Here is a 19348-nt window from a genome sequence, read left to right on the forward strand (position 1 = left end):
CGTGCGGGCACGCCGAATGGCGCGTTTCCCGCGCGATGGGTTTGTTGTGGGACCAAGGGAGCCGACGGGTCAGCATAGGCCGATCACATGTGTGAAAATCAACTGTGAATTTGATTTGCACGATTGGCTTCCGGGTGGATGCGCAGCGTCATTGTGCTGGCCGTTGTCGCAGGAAATTGGCTGTGCACCGGCTTGACAACGCCGATTTCGCGTCGTAGGGAATCCATTGGGCCGATGGAGATCGGCGCGTTTCTGCGAAGAGGTTGGAATTCGAGATTTCCCGATGCGTTCCGTCCTGTGGAAATCATTCTGACGGCTTTTCCCGTCACGCGGAACGCTGCCTCGGGCGTGGGTCGGCGGCCGGTCCGCCGATCCGGCGCGGAATCCGCTTCGGGTGCGGGTCACGCCCTCCGGTCGTTCCCGTCGAACAACCTGTCCAGGTGCAGGTCGATCGCGGCGAGCGCGTCCCGGGGTTCGATCACGTTCAGTTCGATCAGGGGGGTGAGGCCGGTGAGGGCGAGGAGCAGGTTGGTCTCGGTCGCCGGGTCGCGGCCGGGGGCGATGTGCCCGTCGGCGATCGCATGGCGGACCAACCGTTCGACAAGGGCCCGTCCCCGGGTGAGGCCGTGACGCGCCTGCTCGTGGACGGCCTCGTCGTGTAGTGCCTCCAGGACGTAGGCGGTGCTCATCCGGCTGGTCGCGCGGGCGTCGGCGTGCAGGGGGAGCATCTCCATGAGCGTCAGTCGCAGCACGTCACGGGGGTGCGGGTGGTCGCCGAGCTTTTCGAGGCCCTGGGCGACGCGTAGCGAGGTCCGCTCGGACGCGAAGTCCATGGCGAAGGAGAGCATGGCGGTCCGGGAGGCGAAGTAGTGCTGCAGCTGCCCGAGGGAGATGCCCGCCTCCTGCGCCACCACGCGCAGCGTCAGGTGTGTGACGCCGCGCTGCTCCACGACCCGCCACAACGCGCGGGCGATCGCCTCGCGGCGTTCACGGTGATCCACCTGTTTCGGCATCGCCGGTCCCTCCCTCGTGTCCCGGAGTCTTTCCAATACAGTTGACATAATACAGCTGACCTATAATCCTGGCCCCACTCAGGGAAGGAGACGTCATGTCTGGACAGCCGAGGGTACGGACCACGGAGGGCCCGGTGCGGGGGCTCTGGCGGCAGGGGCACGCGGTGTTCCGCGGCATCCCCTACGCCCGGCCTCCGGTGGGGGAGCTCCGCTTCGCCGCGCCGGCCCCGCCGGACCGCTGGGAGGGGACGAGGCAGGCGACGGAGTTCGGTCCCGTGGTTCCGCTGTCCCTGCCGGTCGACGTGGGCCCGCAGCGGGGCACGGACTGGCTGACGCTCAACGTCGGCACTCCGGACCCGGGCGCGGCGGGACTGCCGGTGCTGGTGTGGCTGCCCGTGGGCGGCTACGTCACGGCGATGTCGAGCGACCCGATGTACGACCCGGCGGCGCTGGCCGAGGCGGGACTCGTCGTGGTGACCGTCAACTGCCGCGTGGGCGCGGAGGGGTTCGCGTTCCTCGACGACGCGCCGCCCAACCGCGGATTCCTCGACCAGATCGCGGCACTGGAATGGGTGCGGCGGAACATCGCCGCCTTCGGAGGCGACCCCGACCAGGTCACCGTGGCCGGACAGTCCGCCGGGGCGGGGTCGGTCGCCGCCCTCCTGACGATGAAACCGGCGCGCGGCCTGTTCCGGCGGGCCGTCGCCCACTCGGTGCCGGGACTGCACAGCACCCCCGCGCTGGCACGGCGGATCACCGCCGCGCTCGCGGACCGGTTCGGGGCGGCGGCCCCCACCGCCGCGGCCCTGCGCGACGTCGACCCCTGGCGCCTGGCCGCGGAGCTCACCTCCTTCAACGCCGGTCTCCACGCGCACCGGGAGAGCTGGGGGCGGATCACGGGGACCGGCACCTCCCTGTGCCCCGTCGTCGACGGTGAGGTCCTTCCCGAGACGCCCTGGCCCGCGCTGACCGGTGCGCGCGCGAGCGGGACCGAACTGCTCGTCGGCCACACCCGGGACGAGTTCCGGCTGTTCAGCGTCATGGGCGGACGGCGGGGCACCTTCACCGAGCAGGACGCCCGCACGGCACTGGAACTGCTCGCCCCCCAGCCGTACGGCGCGCAGGCGTACCGCGCCGCGTTCGCGCAGGCCGGCCCTGAGGAACTGGTGGAGGCGGTGTACTCCGACGCGCTCTTCCGCATGCCGTCGCAGAAGCTCGCCGAGGCGAACGCCGCGGCGGGCGGCACCTCGTACCTGTTCGAGCTGCGCTGGAGCGCTCCGGCCCTCGGCGGTGCCCTGGGCGCCTGTCACAGCCTCGACGTCCCCCTGGCGTTCGGCACCCTGGACAGCCCCGTCGGCACACAGCTCATCGGCGACGAGCCCACCCCCGAGGCCGTCGCTCTCTCCCGCGAGCTGAAGGAGGCGTGGATCCGCTTCGTCACCACCGGTGACGCGGGGTGGGCCGCCCACCGGCCCGACCGGCGGCTCACCCGCGTCCTGGACGCCCCGTCGGAGACCCTGCCCTACCCGGAGCAGGCCTCCCGCCGGATCTGGGAGGACCACTTCCCGGCTCCCTTCGACCTCCCGTAGACGCCGCAGCTGCCCGATCATCGGTCGAATTCTCCTTTGATGAGCCGCATGGGGGGATCTGTCCGAAAATCGTGGACGGCGGTTTGCGATGATCGTCGGGTGAACCCCCATCCTTCAGGAATCGACCAGGTGCCGGTACGGGAACGGACGCGCCGTTTTCTTGAGAGTTCCCTTCTGCAGCGGGCCGTGGTCGCGGTCATCGTGATCAACGCGATCACGATCGGCTGCGAGACGTCCTCCTACCTCGTCGATCACGTCGGCGGACTGCTCCACGTCGTCGACAGGATCGCCCTGGCGGTCTTCGCCGTCGAACTGGCCGCCCGGCTGTACGCCTACCGTGGGGCCTTCTTCCGCGACCCGTGGAACTGGTTCGACACGATCATCGTGGGCGTCGCGCTGGTTCCCACCTCGGGCCCGACCTCGATCCTGCGCACCCTGCGGATCCTGCGCGCGTTACGCCTGGTGTCGGCCGTGCCCAGCATGCGCAACGTCGTCAACGCCCTGCTGTCCGCCATCCCCGGCATGCTGTCGATCGTCGGCCTGCTCGTTCTGGTCATGTACGTCTCGGCGGTCCTGGCGACACAGCTGTTCGGAGGGATCGCCCCGGAGTACTTCGGCGAACTGCCCACCTCGCTGTTCACCCTGTTCCAGGTCATGACCGGTGAGGCGTGGCCGGACATCGCCGAGAGGGTCATGGGGCGGGAACCGTGGGCGTGGGTGTTCTTCGTCGGCTACATCCTCATGACGACCTTCGTGGTGCTGAACCTGTTGATCGCCGTCGTGGTCAACGCGATGGACGACCAGAACACCTCGACGGAGGAACAGCGGACCGAGGACCGGCTGGCAGCCATCGCCGAGGACCTGGCCCGGCTGCACGCCAAAATCGACACGATGCACTCCTCCAGGAAGGACCACCACACGGCACTCTGACCGCTCCCGGGTCCGGGCCGGACGGCCGATCCTCGTTCAGACTCCCCTGCTGATGGCCGCCGGCGCCTGTGGAACGGGCTGGGCGAGGATGGCCTCCACCTCCTTGGCGGTGAGGTCACCGCACTCGCGGAGAATGTCCAGGGCGGCGCGCCACTGCGCACGCGCGAGGTCGGACTCACCGAGGTCGTGCAGGGCCTGTGCCAGTCCCCACAGTTGCTCGGCCTCACCGGAACGGTTACCGGTCTCGCGGATGACCCTCAGGCTGTCCTGGTAGCGGTCGAGGGACTCGCGGATCCGGCCGGCCAGCCGTACGGACCGGGCGAGGTTGCCCAGGATGAGGCCGAGACGGTACCGGTCGCCCAGGGTCCGGAATATCCCGGCGGCCTCCTCGTGCGCCACGATCGCCTGGTCGTGGTCACCGATGCGCTGGTGGACGAGGCCCAGATTGGACAGGGCCCGAGCCTGCCCGTTGGAGTCCCCGACCTCCTGGAACAGCAGGATGCTGCGTTCGTGGCAGCGCACCGCCTCCGGCAGGTCGCCGCGCAGGCGTGCGACGAGGCCCAGGTTGTTCAGGGCGCGGGCCATCTGGTGCCGGTCACCGATCTCCTCCCACTGCCGGAGGGCGAGATCGAACTCGGCGAGGCTCTCGTCCAACCGGCCGGTGTTGCCGTACGCCATGCCCAGCAGATTGTGGGCCCGTGCCTCAAGGACCCGCCGGTCGCCGTCGCGGGCGGTCCTGACCGCGATGGAACTCAGCCGGATCAGCTCCGTCCAGCGGTCGCGGACCACCAGCGCCGGATAGGCCTCCAGGGCGAGCAGGGCGATGTCGGCGGTCAGGTCGTCGGAACCGGCCAGTTCGTCCATGATCATCGGCAGATGGGGGGCCACGAAGTCGATCCAGGCACTCGCCTCCGAGCGGTCGTCGAACGCGAAACCGGAGGGATGGGCCGGCGGCGGTCCGGTCGTGAGCGCGGAGGCCTCCTCCGGGTCCAGCAGGAGGGCGGCCTGTTGGGTGAGGGCCAGGTAGTGATCCAGCACCCGGCGTCGCGTGGCGCTCCACCCGGCGGTGTCGGCCCGCACGCGGGCCTGCTCGCGGGCGTAGAGCCGGACCACGTCGTGCATCCGGTAACGGCCGGGAACGGGCGAGTCGATGAGGCGGGCGTCGACGAGCTGTTCCAGGACGGCTTCTGCGGCGGCCCAGGGCAGGCCGGCGAGCGAGGCCGCCAGCGGCAGGTCGAGCTCGGTCACGCCGACCATCGCGAGAGACGCGAAGACCCGCGCGCCCTCCTCACTCGTCTCCCGCAGACTCACCGCGAGGCTCGCCCGCGCGCTCAGCTCACCGGCCTGCAGTTCGTTCAGGCGCCGGTGCTCCTCGGCCAGCCGGTCGGCGATCACCCGGATCGACCAGCTCGGACGGGCCGCCAGCCTGGCGGCCACGATGCGCAGCAGGAGCGGAAGGCGTTCGCAGAACCCGACGACGTCGCCGGCGGCCGTCGGGTCCGCGACCACCCGGCCCGCACCCGCCAGCCGCTCCAGCAACGTCACCGCCTCCTCCTGGGCCAGCGGCTCCAGGTGCACGAACTCGGCTCCGTCCAGGGTGGACAGCACGCTCCTGCTGGTCACGACCGTCACACATCCGCGTTCCGCGGGCAGCAGCGGACGGACCTGCTCGGCGGAGAAGGCGTCGTCGAGCACCAGCAGCAGGCGCCGCCCCGCCAGCACCGAGCGCCACAGCGCGCTCGCCGCCCCTGTTTCGCCGGGCACATCCGTGCCCGCCACACCGAGCTGGGGGAGCCACTGGACGAGGACGTCGTACGGCGTCAGCGGCGCTCCCGCGGCAGACGCGCCCTGCAGGTTGACGTAGAGCTGCCCGTCGGGGAACCCGTGTGCCATCCGATGGCTCGCATGAAGCGCCAGCGCGGACTTCCCGACTCCGGCGACTCCGTCGACGGCCACCACGTGGGCGTGCCGGGGCTCGTCGGGATCCAGCATTCCGCAGAGGACCTTCACCTCCAGGTCCCGGCCGGTGAACATCGGCGGCGGTGCCGGAAGTTGCCGCGGCACCGGAGTGGGCGCGGGGTGGGCGCCGGTCGTGGGGGAGTCGGCGGGAGACGGTACGGCGATGGCCGGATCAGCGGTGAGGATCTGCTGATGGAGGTGCCGCAGCTCCGGGCCCGGGTCGATACCGAGATCATCCGCCAACCGGCTCCGGAGGTCCCGGTAGTGGTTCAGGGCGTCGGCGGGACGGCCGCAGCGGTACAGGGCCAGCATGAGCTGACCGGCCAGGCGCTCGTCCAACGGATGTTCCCTGGTGCGGGCGGCCAGCTCGAAGGGCATTTCCGCGTGCCGTCCGAGCCGCAGCAGGACATCGCCCAGATCCAGCTCGGCGGCGAACCGTTCCCTTCCCAGGGACTCGCGTACGGAGTTGAACCACGGGGTGTCCAGGGAGGGGAAGAGCTCTCCCCGCCACAGGCCGAGCGCCTGCTCCAGCAGGGAGGCGGCGGTGCCGTCGTCATCGGCCGTGCGGGCCCGGGCGGTCAGGTCGCGGAAACGGTGCAGGTCCACGGTGGAGGCGTCGACCGCGAGGACGTAGCCACCGGAGGCCCGCGAAAGACGCGCCTCACCGGCGACCGGAGCCAGTGCCTGACGCAGGCGGGACACGTAGCTGTACAGGGTTCCCTCAGCCCGTTGGGGAGAACGCTCGCCCCACACCCGGTCCACCAGCTGCTCGACCGATGTCACCCGGTTCGCATCGATCAGCAGCGCCGCCAGCACGGATCGCTGCCGGGCGTGGCCCAGCTCGATCGGCCGACCGTCGGCTCGCGCCTCGACGCCACCGAACAAGCCGAACTCCACGGCCATTCCGTTCACCTTTCCAGCGGGAATTCCGGCCCGGGACGGCCGGTCGGACCAGCCGGTTCAAGGTTGGCCCAAGGTTCGTCCACAGGCAATGGCGCACAGTGGTTCTCGTTCCACCAAAAAAGCGGAAGAGCGGATGCGGGAAACACGCCGGCCGCCGGAGGCGGGTGGTTCACCGGAAACCTGGAAAGACCGGAACAGCTTGATTTCGGCCGACCGTGGAGACGCCTTCTCCCAAGGCGTTCCCGTGGCGGTTCCACCGGCCGGGCTGACGGGACGATCCCAGACCGGTGGGCCGTTCGGCCGACGGGCATCCCACCGCAGGAACGGAACGGAGCCATGTCCACCCCCAAGGAGATGACCTGGAATGCTCGTCAGTCGCCTGCTCCTGATCTCAGAGATCACGCTGACCGACATGGTCGTCGGTACGGCCTTCTCCGCCTTGGCCGCGCCGGACGATCCGGCGGCCGAGCGGCCCGCGGTGACCGTCGACGCGGGCGAGGCCTCGTAGGCCGTCGTCGGTGTCGACGACCGCATCGACCGGACCGTTTTCGCGCGTGCCGAAAATCGGCTTTCGGATAAGGACCGCACCACTCTCACCAACAGGTGTCCCCGGTGAGCCGCCCGAATCAGCAGGCTGATCGGTTCGGAGACCGTGGAACGGCACCGCCGCCTCTCCTACGGCATCGGCGACACGAAGGCCGGTGACCGGGAAAAGGGCGGATACGGCTTCGGCTCCGAAGCCGACGACAGGACCACCTGGTACGGCTCGGTGTTCGCGTTCCCTGTGGTCACCCGTACGGCAAGCACATGGATCACCACCGGCGCAGGGGCCGGCGGGCTCGGGAAACGCCTCCCAGGCCCGTCCCGACCCTCCGCCGGGTCGGCCGTGATCGTCGGGCGCCCGGTTCGGGATCCGACGACGTGAGGGCGGTCTCGCCGGCAACAGGGGCGTCGGCGAGACCGCCCGAGGCCTGCCGGGCGCCTGTCAGGCGGGGGCGGGGCCGTACGCGGGTCAGGGGTTCGGCGGGCGCCACATCGGGAACATCGGCGGGCCGCCGGGCATGAATATCGGGTCGCCGAGGTCCTGGTAACCGTGGCGCAGGTAGAGCCTGCGGCTGTGGGTACTGCTGGCCTCCAGGTACGCGGGTATGCCCGCCTCGTCGAGTCCGCGGTGGTACCCCTGGAGCAGCCGGGTCCCCGTCCTGCGCCGCTGGTGCCCGGGGAGCACGGCGAGGAACGCCAGATAGTGGTGCGGTTCGTGAGGATGGCGCTTGTCCATCTCCTCTCCCATCCGCCCGATGCGCTCCGCGTGGGGACCGGCCAGCTCCGCCACCCGGGCGTCCCGGCCGGGGATCTCGGGAAGCGGCTCGACGCCCTTGTGGAACCACACGGCCACGGCGGTCATGTCGGCCGTCGCGTGGACCTCGCCGTGGACGAGGGCGCTCTCGGTGGCCATGGAGAAGAAGGGGGGCATGACCTGGCGGCGGTCGTCGTCCGACGGGACCATCCAGGCCGAGATCTCCTGCTCGTGGAAGGAGGTGGCGATGATCGCGCCGACGGCCTCGGCCGCTCCGGGAACGTTCTGGATGCGGATGATCTCTGTCATTCGGCCCCTCCCACGGCGGCCTGGGCGCCCCGCCCGATGTTCGCGTACACCTTCGGCCGGTTGGACCGCAGGGTGAGTCCCCACACGACGCCGAGCCCCACGGCGACGAAGTAGACGGCGGGCATGATCCAGCGCAGCGGGGAGTCGGAGGCCACGCCGAGCACGGTGTCGAAGTTGATCATGACGAGTGCGATGACCACGACCAGCAGGACCGAGGAGATGCCCGGGGCGATCCTGGTCCGCCAGGCGTTCTCCTCGTTGGGGTTCTTGGAGAAGAAGACCAGCACGGAGACCGAGGTGGCCGCCAGCATCATGAGCAGCCCCAGGCCGCCGAACGATCCGACGGTGAAGAACAGCTGGACGACCGGGTCCAGGCCGAAGGCCGCGTACACGACGATCGTGATCAGCCCGATGACGCTCTGCGCCAGTGAGCCGTTGATCGGGGCGCCGGTCCCGGGGGAGGTGCGACCGAAGGTCTCGGGAAGCACCCTCTCCCTGCCGAGGGCGAAGATGTAACGGGAGATCGTGTTGTGGAAGGCGATCAGCGCGGCGAAGAGGCTCGTCACGAACAGGAGAGAGCCGATGGTGGCGATGGTCGCCCCCAGGTGCCGCCCGGCCAGGTTGAACAGCAGGGCCGAGCTCTGCTCACGTGAGGCGTCGACGATCTTGCCTGAGCCGATCGGCACGGTCATCGCCCAGGACGAGACGGCGTAGAGGCCCGAGATGACGGCGAGCGCGACGTAGGTCGCGATCGGCACCGTACGCCTCGGGTCCTTGGTCTCCTCGGAGAACACCACCGACGACTCGAAGCCCGCGAAGGACGCGATGCAGATCGCGACCACCGCACCGATCCCGGGGACGAAGAGGCTTGAGGGGGAGAAGACGTCGAGGCTGTAGCCCGAGGCCGACGGGTTGATCAGGTCCGCGACGTCGAACACGATGACGACGGCTATCTCCGTCAGCAGCAGGACCGACAGGACCTTCCCGTTCACGTCGACCCGCATGAGGCCGAGCACCCCGGTCAGCACCCAGGCGACCAGTCCGATGACCCACCAGGGAGGGGAGCTTCCGAACCAGTCGGTGATCGGCTGCTGGGCCGCCGCGCCGATCATGCCGTAGAGGCCCACCTGGAGCGCGTTGTAGGCCAGCAACGCGACCCACGCGGTCGCCACTCCGATCGGCCTGCCGAGTCCTTTCGCGGTGTAGGCGTAGAACGCCCCGGCGTTGACGACGTAACGGGCCATCGTCACGTAGCCGACGGCGAACAGGCCCAGGATGGCTCCGAGCAGGATGAAGGCGAGCGGTACGCCGGTCACGCCGGTCGCGGCGTAGGCGGAGGTCACCGAACCGCCGATGACAGTCAGCGGCGCCGCCGCCGAGATGACGAAGAACACCACCGACGGCACACCGAGGCGGTCCTGGGCCAGTGCGGCGGAGACGGCGCTGGCCCTTCGTTCTGTCACGGACATGGGGAGGATCCTTGGAGTGAGGGGGGTGGGTTCACCGGCGGCTGATGATGGAGTCACCCACGGCAGCCTCGGTCTGGGCGATCAGTTCCTGGAGCGGCGCCGGGAGGGCGGCGACCGAATCGGAGAGATATCCCGGGTTCTGTTCCCACAGGACGAGCCGGCTGCCGCCGGTCACGACGAGCAGCCCCAGCAGGACGTTGTCCTGGACGTTGAGCGGTTCACGGCGTTGGATCGCCAGGTTGACGCGTCCACCGGGCCACGCCGCGATGTTCACGTCGACCGGTGCCTGCCTCCGCGACGGGCGTCTGCCGGGCGGGCGCAGCAGCCCGTCGGCGGTCATCCGGGCCGCCACGTCGGCGAGCGCCGTACGGGCGAAGAACTGCAACCAGGTATGGAGGCGGTGGGCGGGCTCGGCGATGATGTGGTCCAAGGCGGTCCTGGTGACCGCGTCTCCGGGCGGCGCCGTGTCGAGAACGACGAGCCGTATCTGCCCCGCTGCCAATCCCACGGTTGTCCGCCCGGCGAGCATCAGCTCTCCCAGGATGGCGGCGGCCAGCCCCAGACCGGCCAGGCGGGCGTGAAGCCGCGGCCGGCCGGTCGAGTTGTCATGCATGACAAAGAACAGGTCGTCGGCCAATCGGGTTCTTGGGGGATTAACTCCAACCACGAACGGCGATCGTATAGCTAAATCATTAAATCTGTCATTATGTGAACGAAGTTCCGGATCCGGACATAGCTCAGCCTGGTGAGATCCGAAGAAACGGACAGGCGGCCGACAACCTGGAGCTGTGTCGAACGGTCTATCGAAAGTTCTGCCGAATTCGGGAATTCGCCTATTTTTGGCCGGTCGCGGACGGGTGTCGGGGGGCGGTCCGTCAAGGCCTCTGAGGGCCGGAACAACCCCGGTCAGAAGGCTCCCGAGGGTGCCGTCTCGTGAATCCCATGGGGTTTAATACGGTGTTTTTTGGTATTTTCAGACTGGCGTAATACCCCTACGGACCTCCTCGTCGTGCCGGTCGGCTCCCGGCCGTCCTGGAACTCCAGCTGTGTCGCCCGGTTCTCCGGCCCTCACCTCCGGCCAGGGACGGCATGGGCCGGGGCGGTCGGCGTGAGGAGGGCCGCTCCCCGAATACAGGCAGGCGGCCCGATCTACGGGAGCCAGCGAGAGGCGCGGGAGGACTGACCGGCCGTGCTCGCCCCGTGCGGGACCTGCTGGACACCTGTTGGACGCAGCCGTCGGTTCGAGACGAGCGGTCGGCCGGTCATGACGGCGGGCGTGGAGCGGTGAGGGCGCTTCCGGACGGGTCGCCCCCGCGCTCAGAAGGCGCGGCCGTCCTCGCCGATGTCTCCTTCGGCTTCGATGCGTTCCTTGCGGACCTGTTCGGTGATGGTCTCCTCGTCGGTGACCTTCTCGGTGGTCATCCGGACCCGTTCCACCGGGACGGTGTTCTTCTCCACCACCGCCCGTTCCTCGTGCAGGGTCACCTCGTGCTCGGCCTCGGAGATGTCCGGGCCCCGCAGCGCGGCGTCCCGGTTCTCCTCGGTGATCGGCTCGCGCTCGATGCGTACCTCCTCTCGGGTGACCGGCACGGTGACCTGCTGCTCCTCGGTGACCACGTACTTCCGCAGCCGCGCCCGGCCGATCTCGTGGCTCTCGGTGTGGGTCGTCAGCCGCTCCTCCGAGCGGGTCATCGCGTCGTCGCCGGTGAGGTCCGCGCGTCCGGCCTCCCGCTCCCGGCCGACGGAGCCCAGGCGCTCGCGCTCCCGCTGGCCGCCGGTGTGCGCCCAGCCGGTCTCACCCGGCTGGTTGGCCTCCCTCCAGGAGGCGTCCAGGTCGATGCCGTAGTAGTTGTACAGCTCGCGCTCCTCCTGTGGCGACATGTGGCCGCCGGACTCGACGTCGATGTTGGGAGCGTCCTTGATGCGGTCCTTGTCGTAGGCGACCTCGACGTGGTCGCCGACCACGTCGGCGCCCTGGATGGGGACGAAGGTCTCGTTGATGCCGAACAGCCCGGTCCGCACGCACAGCCACTCGGGGCGACCGGTGTTGTCGTCGAGGTAGACGTGCTTGACCTTGCCGATCTTGTCCCCGTGGTTGTCGTAGACGGTCTGGTCGATCACCGCTGAGATCTGGTTCTGGGTAATCATCCGGTTTCTCCCTTTTTGTCCGACTCTCTACCGCGTACCGCGATGCCGTGAAAGAAAACCTGATCGGCGGATTTCCCTGTCTCCTCGGGGGTGCGGGCGCCACCGGGAGGCCGGGAAGGGCGGGAACGGCGGTTCGACATCGATCGACCCCGGAACGCCTCCCGGCGGGATGGGCACCATGACGTCGGAGTACTCCGGTTGGCAGCCGCCGCCGGATCCGTCACCAAAGCTGGTGGAGTGGGCAAAGAACGCATGAAATCGCCTCATGCGGGCTCATGGGAGAAGGCCAGGTCAGCCCGGACCGTGCACCGTCGGGTCATGGCCGGCCGAGCGCCGGTTGTCGAGGTCGAACTCGCGGGGCGTCGTGACGGCTGTGTCGCCGTAGAGCCTGAACAGGCGGATCCCGCTGTCGTCCTGGTCGCTCTGTTCCTCCAGCAGCGACCAGCAGCGCGCGGTCAGGGCGCGGGCTCGGGCGCCGGGCCAGGACGGGGGGAGGAGCTCGGGAGGAAGGAGCGGGTCCGCCTCCATCGCGCGGGTGAACTCCGCGGCCAGTTCCACCGCGACGGTCAGCCGCTGCGCCCCGGACAGATCGGCGGAATCCTCGATGAGCGCGAGCCGGGGCTCCGCCACCGCGGCGAGCCGGTCGTAACGTTCGGCGATCTCGTCCAGCGGCCACATGGCGCGGGTGAGCGCGACGGGATCGGTCTCCTCGCCGCGACGGAGGTCCCGGGTGGTCAGGAAGGTGACGTGGTTGAGGATGTCCAGGCGGCGGGCGTGCTCCTCGACGTACGGCTCCCAAGGATTGGCGCTGAGGTAGAGGCCCCCGTGGATGGCGGCGCCGCCGAGGAAGGTGAGGCAGGCGCGCAGCGCGTCGCGGGCGGGCCGCGCGCTCTCCGGTACGGCGAAGCCGACGAGGTGCCAGGCGCCGTCCCAGGGGGCGAGCCCGGCGTCCTGGCGGAAGGCGTGGGTGACGAACTCGACGTCGAGGCCCATCGCGCGTTCGGTGCCGCCGGTGGCGCGCAGGATCGCCTTGCGCCCTCGTCCCTCCTGGACGAAGCGTCCCTCGGCGACCAGGCGTTTGATGCACAGGCGAACCTGCTGGTCGTTCATGCGCAGCAGGTTCGCGGTCGCGTAGAGGTCGCCGGCGTCGACCGTGAGGTCGGTGCGGACGAGCGCTTCGACGAGCATCCGGGTGGGGACATGGACGTCCATGCTGCGGCCCTCCAAAAGAACTATCGTATTGGGCTCGATAGTCGAATGCATGAAAGATTCTGTGTCGGGCGCCATGATCCGTGGTCATGGGGTGTGGTCCACCCTGACGACCTCGTCGCGGCCGGTGCGGGGCGGGTCGCAGTGGGCGGCCAGCTCGTCGAAGTATCTTGCCGGGTCGAGTACGGCGTCCGGCGGGTGGACGCCGGGGGTGCGCACCGTGCCGTCGAGGATCTGCGCCGCCGCGAGCAACAGAGGGATCCCGGTCATCCTGGCCATCCCGCGCGGCGAGGCGATCAGCCTCGCGCCGACCCGGTACGGCCGGCCGTACCGGAGTCCGGTGGCCAGTGCGAAGAAGGGGGGAAGCGAGCCGGGGCCGCGCAGAGAGAGCCGACGTATGGCCGAGCGGGCGAAGCGGGCGGCGGTCGGGGTCTCGATCGCGGCGGCGGCCTGTTCCAGGGAGAGCCTTCCCCGGTCGACCTCATCGCGCAGGGTCATCAGGTAGGCGGCCGTCTCCGGCCTGACCACCATGACGCAGGCGGAGTCGCGGGTGACCGAGCAGGTCGCCGGGAGGGTCAGCGGTTCGGGATGGCCGACGGTGTAGACGGTTCCGGTGCCCAGCCCGGGGTAGTCGAGCCGGACGGGTTCGAGCGGCGGGCCCTCGGCGGGTTCCCCGCCCGACCAAGTCATGATTTTTCCTGACAGCTGGTGCATCCAGTGGACGAGGGCGGCCGAGTTTCCGTCGGACGCGTCGTCGGCGGGGTCGTCTCCGACGAACGGGACGTCCACCGGCCAGGCGGTGAAGACGTCTTCGACGGTGTCCAGTTCTCGGCTCGCCAGCGCGGCCAGCATGTTGCCGGTGCCCGGGCTGGCCCCGGCTCCGACCACGGCGATCACGCCCGCCTCCCGCGCCTCGGCGTCCATGGCGAGCATGTCCAGCGTCGGTTCCCAGTCGTCGCAGATGTCGGCGTAATGGGTACGACTCTCGATCGCCGCCCGCAGGATCGGCACACCGAGCCGGAAGAAGGGGCCGGTGGTGTTGAGGACCAGGTCGGCATCGTGGAAGAGCTCGCGGAGCCGTACCGGGTCCGAGGCGTCCACCGGCGCGACCGAGACGCCCGGAAAGCGGGCGGCCAGGCGTTCGGCGGCCGCGGTGTCACGGTCGGCGATCGCCAGTTCCGCGATGTCCGCGCGCCCGGCGAGCGCCTCGACGACGGGTCCGCCCATCGCTCCGGCTCCGCCCAGCGCGACCACACGGTATCGCTCGCCCATCGAAGACCATCCCCTTACGGACGTTGAGGAACGCCGGCCACAGCCGCTGGTACCTGGGCGTGGAATGCCGGTCGAGGTAGGTGGGATCGGACAGGAACCGGAGGACGCCCTCACGCGGGTACCGCCTGGTCTGCTCTCCCACCTGCCGAACGGGGCCGCTCCGGAGGCGTGGTTCCTCCATGGTCACCGCCCGTGCTTCTTCACGAAGTCGGTGAGCGAGTCGAGGTAGCCGGGTACGTAGAGCGAACGGGGGGCGGCGACGTACGTGATCAGACCCCGGACGCTGCCGGGGGTGTCCAGTTCGTACCTGGCCGCGCTGTGGGAGCCGCCCCGGAGCGTCTCGACCGTGAGCAGGCCCTGGGGGACGCCCGCGCGATAGGCGGCCTCGGTCTCCTTGACGTCGACGTTGCGGTCGTGGTCCCCGAGCACGAGAAGAGTCGGGGTGCGCACCCTCGGAAGCTGGTCCGTGACATCGGCGCGGAAGTTCCGGAGAACGAACCGCCACCGGTCCTTGCTCATCGGCGGGTCGTCCAGCCCGGACGCGAGGTACTCGTCATACCCGGCGCCTTCCTCAAGAAGGCGGATCTGGGCGGCACGCCGGCGGAGTTCGGCGCCGAGCCTGTCGTCCGGCGCGCCCTGGTCCTGGAGTTCGGCCCGCAGGTTGTACTCGCCCTGCCGCAACCAGTTCACCGCAGCCCCTACCAGGATCATGAAGCGCAGGTCGGTACGGTCTCCCGCCACCTTGGGCAGCACCCAGCCGCCCTGGCTGATCCCCCACACTCCCAGCCGATTCGGGTCGATCTCCGGTCGCCGCTTCGCCCAATCCAGCGCGGCGTCGACCTCCGCGCTGCGATCGCTCATGCTCTGGTGGAGCCAGTTCCCCGGCGCGCCGTCGACGCCGGGCTTGTTCCAGGACAGCGAGGCGTATCCGGCACGTGCGAACGCCTCCCAGATCGGCCGGTAGAACCCGTCCCTGGAGGCGTCCGCCACTCCGTCCCCGTGAGCGAGGACAACCAGCCCTCGCGGGCCCTTCCCCTCCGTCGGCAGCGCGAGCACCGCCTTCAGCGGCTGCTTCGGACCGGGGATGGTCACCCGCACCTCGCGTACGGCGAAATCGTTCTGCACGACGATCCACGCACAGGCCCCGGCGACCAGGACGAGCACGCAGGCGAGGGCGATCCAGAGTGGTCCGACCCGCTTCCTTGCTTTCATGTAACTATCGTAATAAATACGATCGTAGGATTGTCAATAGAAATTTGGTCGCGCCGGTACCGTGGCCATCGGTGCTCGCCTCGGAACGGATGGGCCGTGACCAGGCCGAACCCGTACGCGACCAGGTGGCGGGGGACGAAGGGCCGGGCACGGCGGGGCGCCATCCCTGCCCCGCCGTACCGTTCAGGCCGATGACGTGCGGAAACGCGTTAAGGACAGACCTGCTGGTAGGGCTGTCCGGGGATGTACTGCCGCCATTCCTGCGGGGTGAGGGAGCGGCCCACGACGGCGCAGACCTCCGCGGAGGGGTCCTCCGGTATCCTCTCCTGCCACAGCCGGATGGTTCTGTCCTCTCCGCCGCCGGCCAGGGTGGTGCCGTCGGGGCTGAAGGCGACGGTGTTCACTGAGCCGTTGTGTCCCATCAGGGGGGCGCCGATCGGGTGGCGGGTGGCCACGTCCCACAGCCGGATGGTTCTGTCCTCTCCGCCGCTGGCCAGGGTGGTGCCGTCCGGGTTGAAGGCGACGGTGTTCACTGAGCCGTTGTGTCCCATCAGGGGGGCGCCGATCGGGTGGCGGGTGGCCACGTCCCACAGGCGGACGGTCCTGTCCGTTCCACCGCTGGCCAGGGTGGTGCCGTCGGGACTGAAGGCCACCGTGTTCACCGAGCTGCCGTGTCCCATCAGGGAGGTACCGATCGGCTGGTGGGTGGCCACGTTCCACAACTGGACGACGCCGTACCAGCTGCCGGTGGCCAGCAGGCGGCCGTCGGGGCTGAAGGCCACCGTGTTCACCGCGCCGCTGTGGCTCAGGAGGGGGGCGCCGATCGGCTGGTGGGTGGTCACGTCCCACAGCTGGGTGGCGCCGTACCAGTTCCCGGTGGCCAGCTTGGTGCCGTCCGGGCTGAAGGCCAGCGTGTTCACCGCGCCCTGGCTCCCCTTGGGGGTGAGGGTACCGATCGGGCGGCGGGTGGCGGCGCTCCAGAGGTGAACGCTCGTGTCGCTGCCGGAGGCGGCCAGCAGGCGGCCGTCCGGGCTGAAGGCCAGCGTGGCGATGCCGCCGGCGGAGCCGGTCACGGGAACGCCGATCGGGCGGCGTGCCGTGACGTCCCAGAGCCGGAAAGTCTTGTCGTTCCCGCCGCTGGCCAGCAGGCGGCTGTCCGGGCTGAAGGCCACGGTGGTGACATCGAGCGTGTGGCCGGTCAGAAGGACACTGTTCTCGTGGCGTGCGGAGGTGTTCCACAACCGGATGGTTCCGTCGTCGCTGGAACTGGCCAGGATGCCGCCGTCCGGGCTGAACGCGATATCCGTGATCGGGCCGGTGTGGCCGCTCAACGGGACGCCGGTGGAGCTCTGGGTGTGGGCGTCCCACAACTGGATGCGTTTTTCGCCCTTGCCGACGATGGCCAGCGTGGCGCCGTTCGGACTGAACGCCAGTTCGCTGGTGTAGCCGGTGGGCAGCGGATGGCCGACCCGCCCGTGAGTGGCGACGTTCCACAACTGCACGTTCGCGTTGTCGCCGAAAGTGGCGACGGTGGTGCCGTCGGCGCTGAACCTCACCCGAGGGGAGGGGCCGACGTCGCCGTCGAACAACGGACCGTTCATGCGACGGGTGGCCAGGTCCCAGCTTTGCACGTGCGTCTCGTTGACGTAACTGGTGGCGAAAGTGGCGCCGTCGGGACTGAAGGCCACGCCGGTCACGCCGTGGGCGGGAGTGGCGGGCAGGGTGACGGCAGGGCGGCGGGTGGCGACATCCCACACCTGGACGTTCCCGCTGTCGCCGACGGTGTTCAGCCTGGTGCCGTCCGGGCTGAACACCACGAGGGTGACGGCGGTGGTGTGACCGGTGGACAGGGTCGCGGTCAGGCGGCGGCCTGCGACGTCCCACAGCCGTACGTCCTTGCCGGCGCCCGCGGTGGCCAGCAGGCGGCCGTCCGGGCTGAAGGCCATGGTGCGGACATCGCTGTCGCGGGCGGGACCGGCGGGCAGAGTGGCGACGAGGTGACGAGCGGCGACCTGCCACAGTTGCACACTTCCGTCGGCGCCCGCGGCGGCCAGCAGGCCGCCGTCCGGGCTGAAGGCCACGGTGGTGACGCCCCCGGCCGGGTTGTTCAGGACGCCGTCCAGGGAGCCGGTCAGTGTGGTGAGCATGGTGTAGCGGGCCTCGGCGGTGGGGGTGAAGTGCCAGGACGCCGCGGCCAGCAGTCCGGCCAGGGCCGGGTCGGTGGCGGCCAGCTCGTCGCTGCTCTTGGCGACGAGCCGGGCCAGGACCTCCCGGCCGCGGGCGTCGGCCTGGCGGGCCGCGGTGATGGCCACCCCGGCGGCGGCCGAGGCCAGGACGCTCAGGACGGTCAGCGCGGCCACCGCCAGACGTGCCAGCTTCCTGCGCCGGACGGTGGCGCGTTCGGCCTGGTCCGCCGCCTCGACGGAGGCCCGAAGGAAGGCGCTCTCCAGCGAGGTGAGGTCCTGCGGGTGGGCCAGCAGAGGCCGGGCGGCGCTCAGGCGGGTTCCCCGGTACAGGGCACCGGGGTCACCACCGAGTTCCTGCCAGCCGGTGGCGGCCTCGGTCAGGTGCCGTTGCACGCGTAACAGCTCACGTTCCTGATCGATCCATTCGCCCAGGCGCGGCCAGGAGGAGATGAGAGCCTCGTGAGCGAGTTCGGCGGTGTCCTCGTGCAGGGTCACCAGCCTGGTGGCGGCCAGCTGTTCCAGCACCTCGGCGGCGTCGGGGCTCGTGTCGGGAAGCAGCTCGGCGTAGGAGGCGGGGCGGCGGGTGTCTGCCGCCTGCTCACCCGGGTTGATCAGCCGCAGCAGGATCCGCTGTGCCTGGTGGGCCTGGGCGTCCGACAGGTTCGCGTACAGCTGTTCGGCGGTGGCCGTGATCGCCCCATGTATGCCGCCGGCCCGCTCGTAACCGGACAGGGTCAGGGCGTTGCCGCGACGGCGTCGCCAGGTCTCCCGCAGGGCGTGCGAAACCAGCGGCAGGACGTTCGCCTGCCCCGCGGCGTCGGCGATGAGGCGGGCCAGCAGCGCGCTTTCGACCACGCAGCCCGCCTGTACCGCGGGCCGGCTGATGGCTCGGCGCAGCTCCTCGACGTTCATCGCCCCGACCAGCAGGTGGGACTCCCGCAGCGCCTCAAGGAGATCGGTGTGTTCGGCGCAGCGGGCGTAGAAGTCGGCGCGTACCCCGAGGACGACACGGACGCGGCTGTTGGCCGCCCGGGCGGCGGTGACCAGCGCCTCGATGAACCGGGCACGCTCGTCGGCGTCTCGGCACAGGGCGAAGACCTCTTCGAACTGGTCCACGACCACCAGCAGTTCGCTGTCCGCGGGCCGGTCGGTCAGCGCCTGCAACACGGCCAGATGCAGGGCACGCGGGGTTTCGTCCAGTTCCTTGCGCAGGGTGGCGGCCGATTCATGACCCAAGGTGGCCAGGCGCGCGGCACATTCGTCCAGGGGATGCGGTCCGGGCGTGAACAGCAACGTCGGCCAGGAAGCCGTTTTCTGTTCCTTTCCGAACGCGGACAGTAACCCGGCCCGCAACAACGACGACTTTCCCGCCCCTGATGCGCCGAGCACCATGAGAAAACGGTGTTCGCGCACGCAGGTCATCAGCTCCTCGGTGAGCCGCTCCCTGCCGAAGAACCAATCGGCGTCTTCCGTTTGAAAAGCAGTCAGGCCGAAGTAGGGATTCCGCTTCTTATCGTTTTCGGCCTTGGTGTTCCCTTCGGCCGATTCTGCGGCGACCGTCTTCCATCGCTCCTCCCATTCATGCACGTCACCCCCGCATGCCTGTACATAGGCGATCGTCACGGCGAGGCTCGGTAGTTTCCGGCCCGCCGCCGCGTCGGCCAGCGTCGCCGCTGAATAGTGAGCCCGGCTCGCCAATTCTCGATAAGGAGGTCCCCCCGATTTCGCGCGTAACAGCCGCAGGTCAGCAGCGAAACGCGTTAACGCACTGTCGTTGTCGTCCAAGGGACGCTCAGCTCGTGGCATCTCCACCCCCGCCCATCAGGTCACCGAGCCATTGTCCGGTGCTTGT

General features: G+C 69.7%; 13 protein-coding genes. 3 read left to right on the forward strand and 10 right to left on the reverse strand.

All coding sequences use genetic code 11. The annotated features are described in order from the left end of the window. Positions 1-401: 401 nt before the first annotated feature. Positions 402-1013 (reverse strand): TetR/AcrR family transcriptional regulator, encoded by a 612-nt coding sequence (locus ABT340_RS37640; protein ID WP_352015694.1) that lies wholly within the window; start codon positions 1011-1013, stop codon positions 402-404. A 95-nt stretch (positions 1014-1108) separates the two neighbouring features. Between ABT340_RS37640 and ABT340_RS37645 the strand changes: the two genes are divergently transcribed. Then, the gene (locus ABT340_RS37645; protein ID WP_352015695.1) at positions 1109-2602 is read left to right on the forward strand and encodes a carboxylesterase/lipase family protein; all 1494 of its coding nucleotides are present in this window, start codon (positions 1109-1111) and stop codon (positions 2600-2602) included. Positions 2603-2701: 99 nt separating this feature from the next. Continuing rightward, the gene (locus ABT340_RS37650) at positions 2702-3532 is read left to right on the forward strand and encodes an ion transporter (protein ID WP_352015696.1); all 831 of its coding nucleotides are present in this window, start codon (positions 2702-2704) and stop codon (positions 3530-3532) included. A gap of 36 nt (positions 3533-3568) precedes the next feature. Here the strand turns inward: ABT340_RS37650 and ABT340_RS37655 are convergent, their stop codons facing one another. Then, positions 3569-6394, reverse strand: coding sequence for an AfsR/SARP family transcriptional regulator (locus ABT340_RS37655; protein ID WP_352015697.1), 2826 nt, complete (start codon positions 6392-6394; stop codon positions 3569-3571). 364 nt (positions 6395-6758) lie between these two features. On the opposite strand from ABT340_RS37655, the gene ABT340_RS37660 reads away from it, so the two are divergent. Beyond that, positions 6759-6902: a hypothetical protein gene (locus ABT340_RS37660; protein ID WP_352015698.1), complete on the forward strand. Its 144-nt coding sequence runs from the start codon at positions 6759-6761 to the stop codon at positions 6900-6902. A gap of 504 nt (positions 6903-7406) precedes the next feature. Here the strand turns inward: ABT340_RS37660 and ABT340_RS37665 are convergent. From ABT340_RS37665 to ABT340_RS37700, 8 genes are all read right to left on the reverse strand, one after another. After that, positions 7407-8000 carry a GNAT family N-acetyltransferase gene (locus ABT340_RS37665; protein ID WP_352015699.1) on the reverse strand — a complete coding sequence of 198 codons (594 nt, stop codon included), beginning with the start codon at positions 7998-8000 and terminating at the stop codon, positions 7407-7409. Further along, positions 7997-9469 carry an APC family permease gene (locus tag ABT340_RS37670; RefSeq protein ID WP_352015700.1) on the reverse strand — a complete coding sequence of 491 codons (1473 nt, stop codon included), beginning with the start codon at positions 9467-9469 and terminating at the stop codon, positions 7997-7999. Before ABT340_RS37670 ends, ABT340_RS37665 begins: the two co-directional genes overlap by 4 nt. Before the next feature lie 31 nt (positions 9470-9500). Beyond that, the gene (locus tag ABT340_RS37675; RefSeq protein ID WP_352015701.1) at positions 9501-10136 is read right to left on the reverse strand and encodes a GOLPH3/VPS74 family protein; all 636 of its coding nucleotides are present in this window, start codon (positions 10134-10136) and stop codon (positions 9501-9503) included. 650 nt (positions 10137-10786) lie between these two features. Next, positions 10787-11617, reverse strand: coding sequence for a DUF2382 domain-containing protein (locus tag ABT340_RS37680; RefSeq protein ID WP_352015702.1), 831 nt, complete (start codon positions 11615-11617; stop codon positions 10787-10789). A 291-nt stretch (positions 11618-11908) separates the two neighbouring features. Continuing rightward, positions 11909-12829: a PaaX family transcriptional regulator C-terminal domain-containing protein gene (locus ABT340_RS37685; protein WP_352015703.1), complete on the reverse strand. Its 921-nt coding sequence runs from the start codon at positions 12827-12829 to the stop codon at positions 11909-11911. 84 nt (positions 12830-12913) lie between these two features. Beyond that, positions 12914-14098, reverse strand: coding sequence for a saccharopine dehydrogenase family protein (locus ABT340_RS37690; RefSeq protein ID WP_352015704.1), 1185 nt, complete (start codon positions 14096-14098; stop codon positions 12914-12916). Positions 14099-14281: 183 nt separating this feature from the next. Beyond that, positions 14282-15310, reverse strand: a complete 1029-nt coding sequence (locus ABT340_RS37695; protein ID WP_352015705.1) for an alpha/beta hydrolase family protein — start codon at positions 15308-15310, stop codon at positions 14282-14284. Positions 15311-15519: 209 nt separating this feature from the next. Next, positions 15520-19302 (reverse strand): nSTAND1 domain-containing NTPase, encoded by a 3783-nt coding sequence (locus tag ABT340_RS37700; protein WP_352015706.1) that lies wholly within the window; start codon positions 19300-19302, stop codon positions 15520-15522. Positions 19303-19348: the final 46 nt, after the last annotated feature.

This window comes from Streptosporangium sp. NPDC000239, assembly GCF_040300765.1.
Taxonomy (GTDB): Bacteria; Actinomycetota; Actinomycetes; order Streptosporangiales; family Streptosporangiaceae; genus Streptosporangium.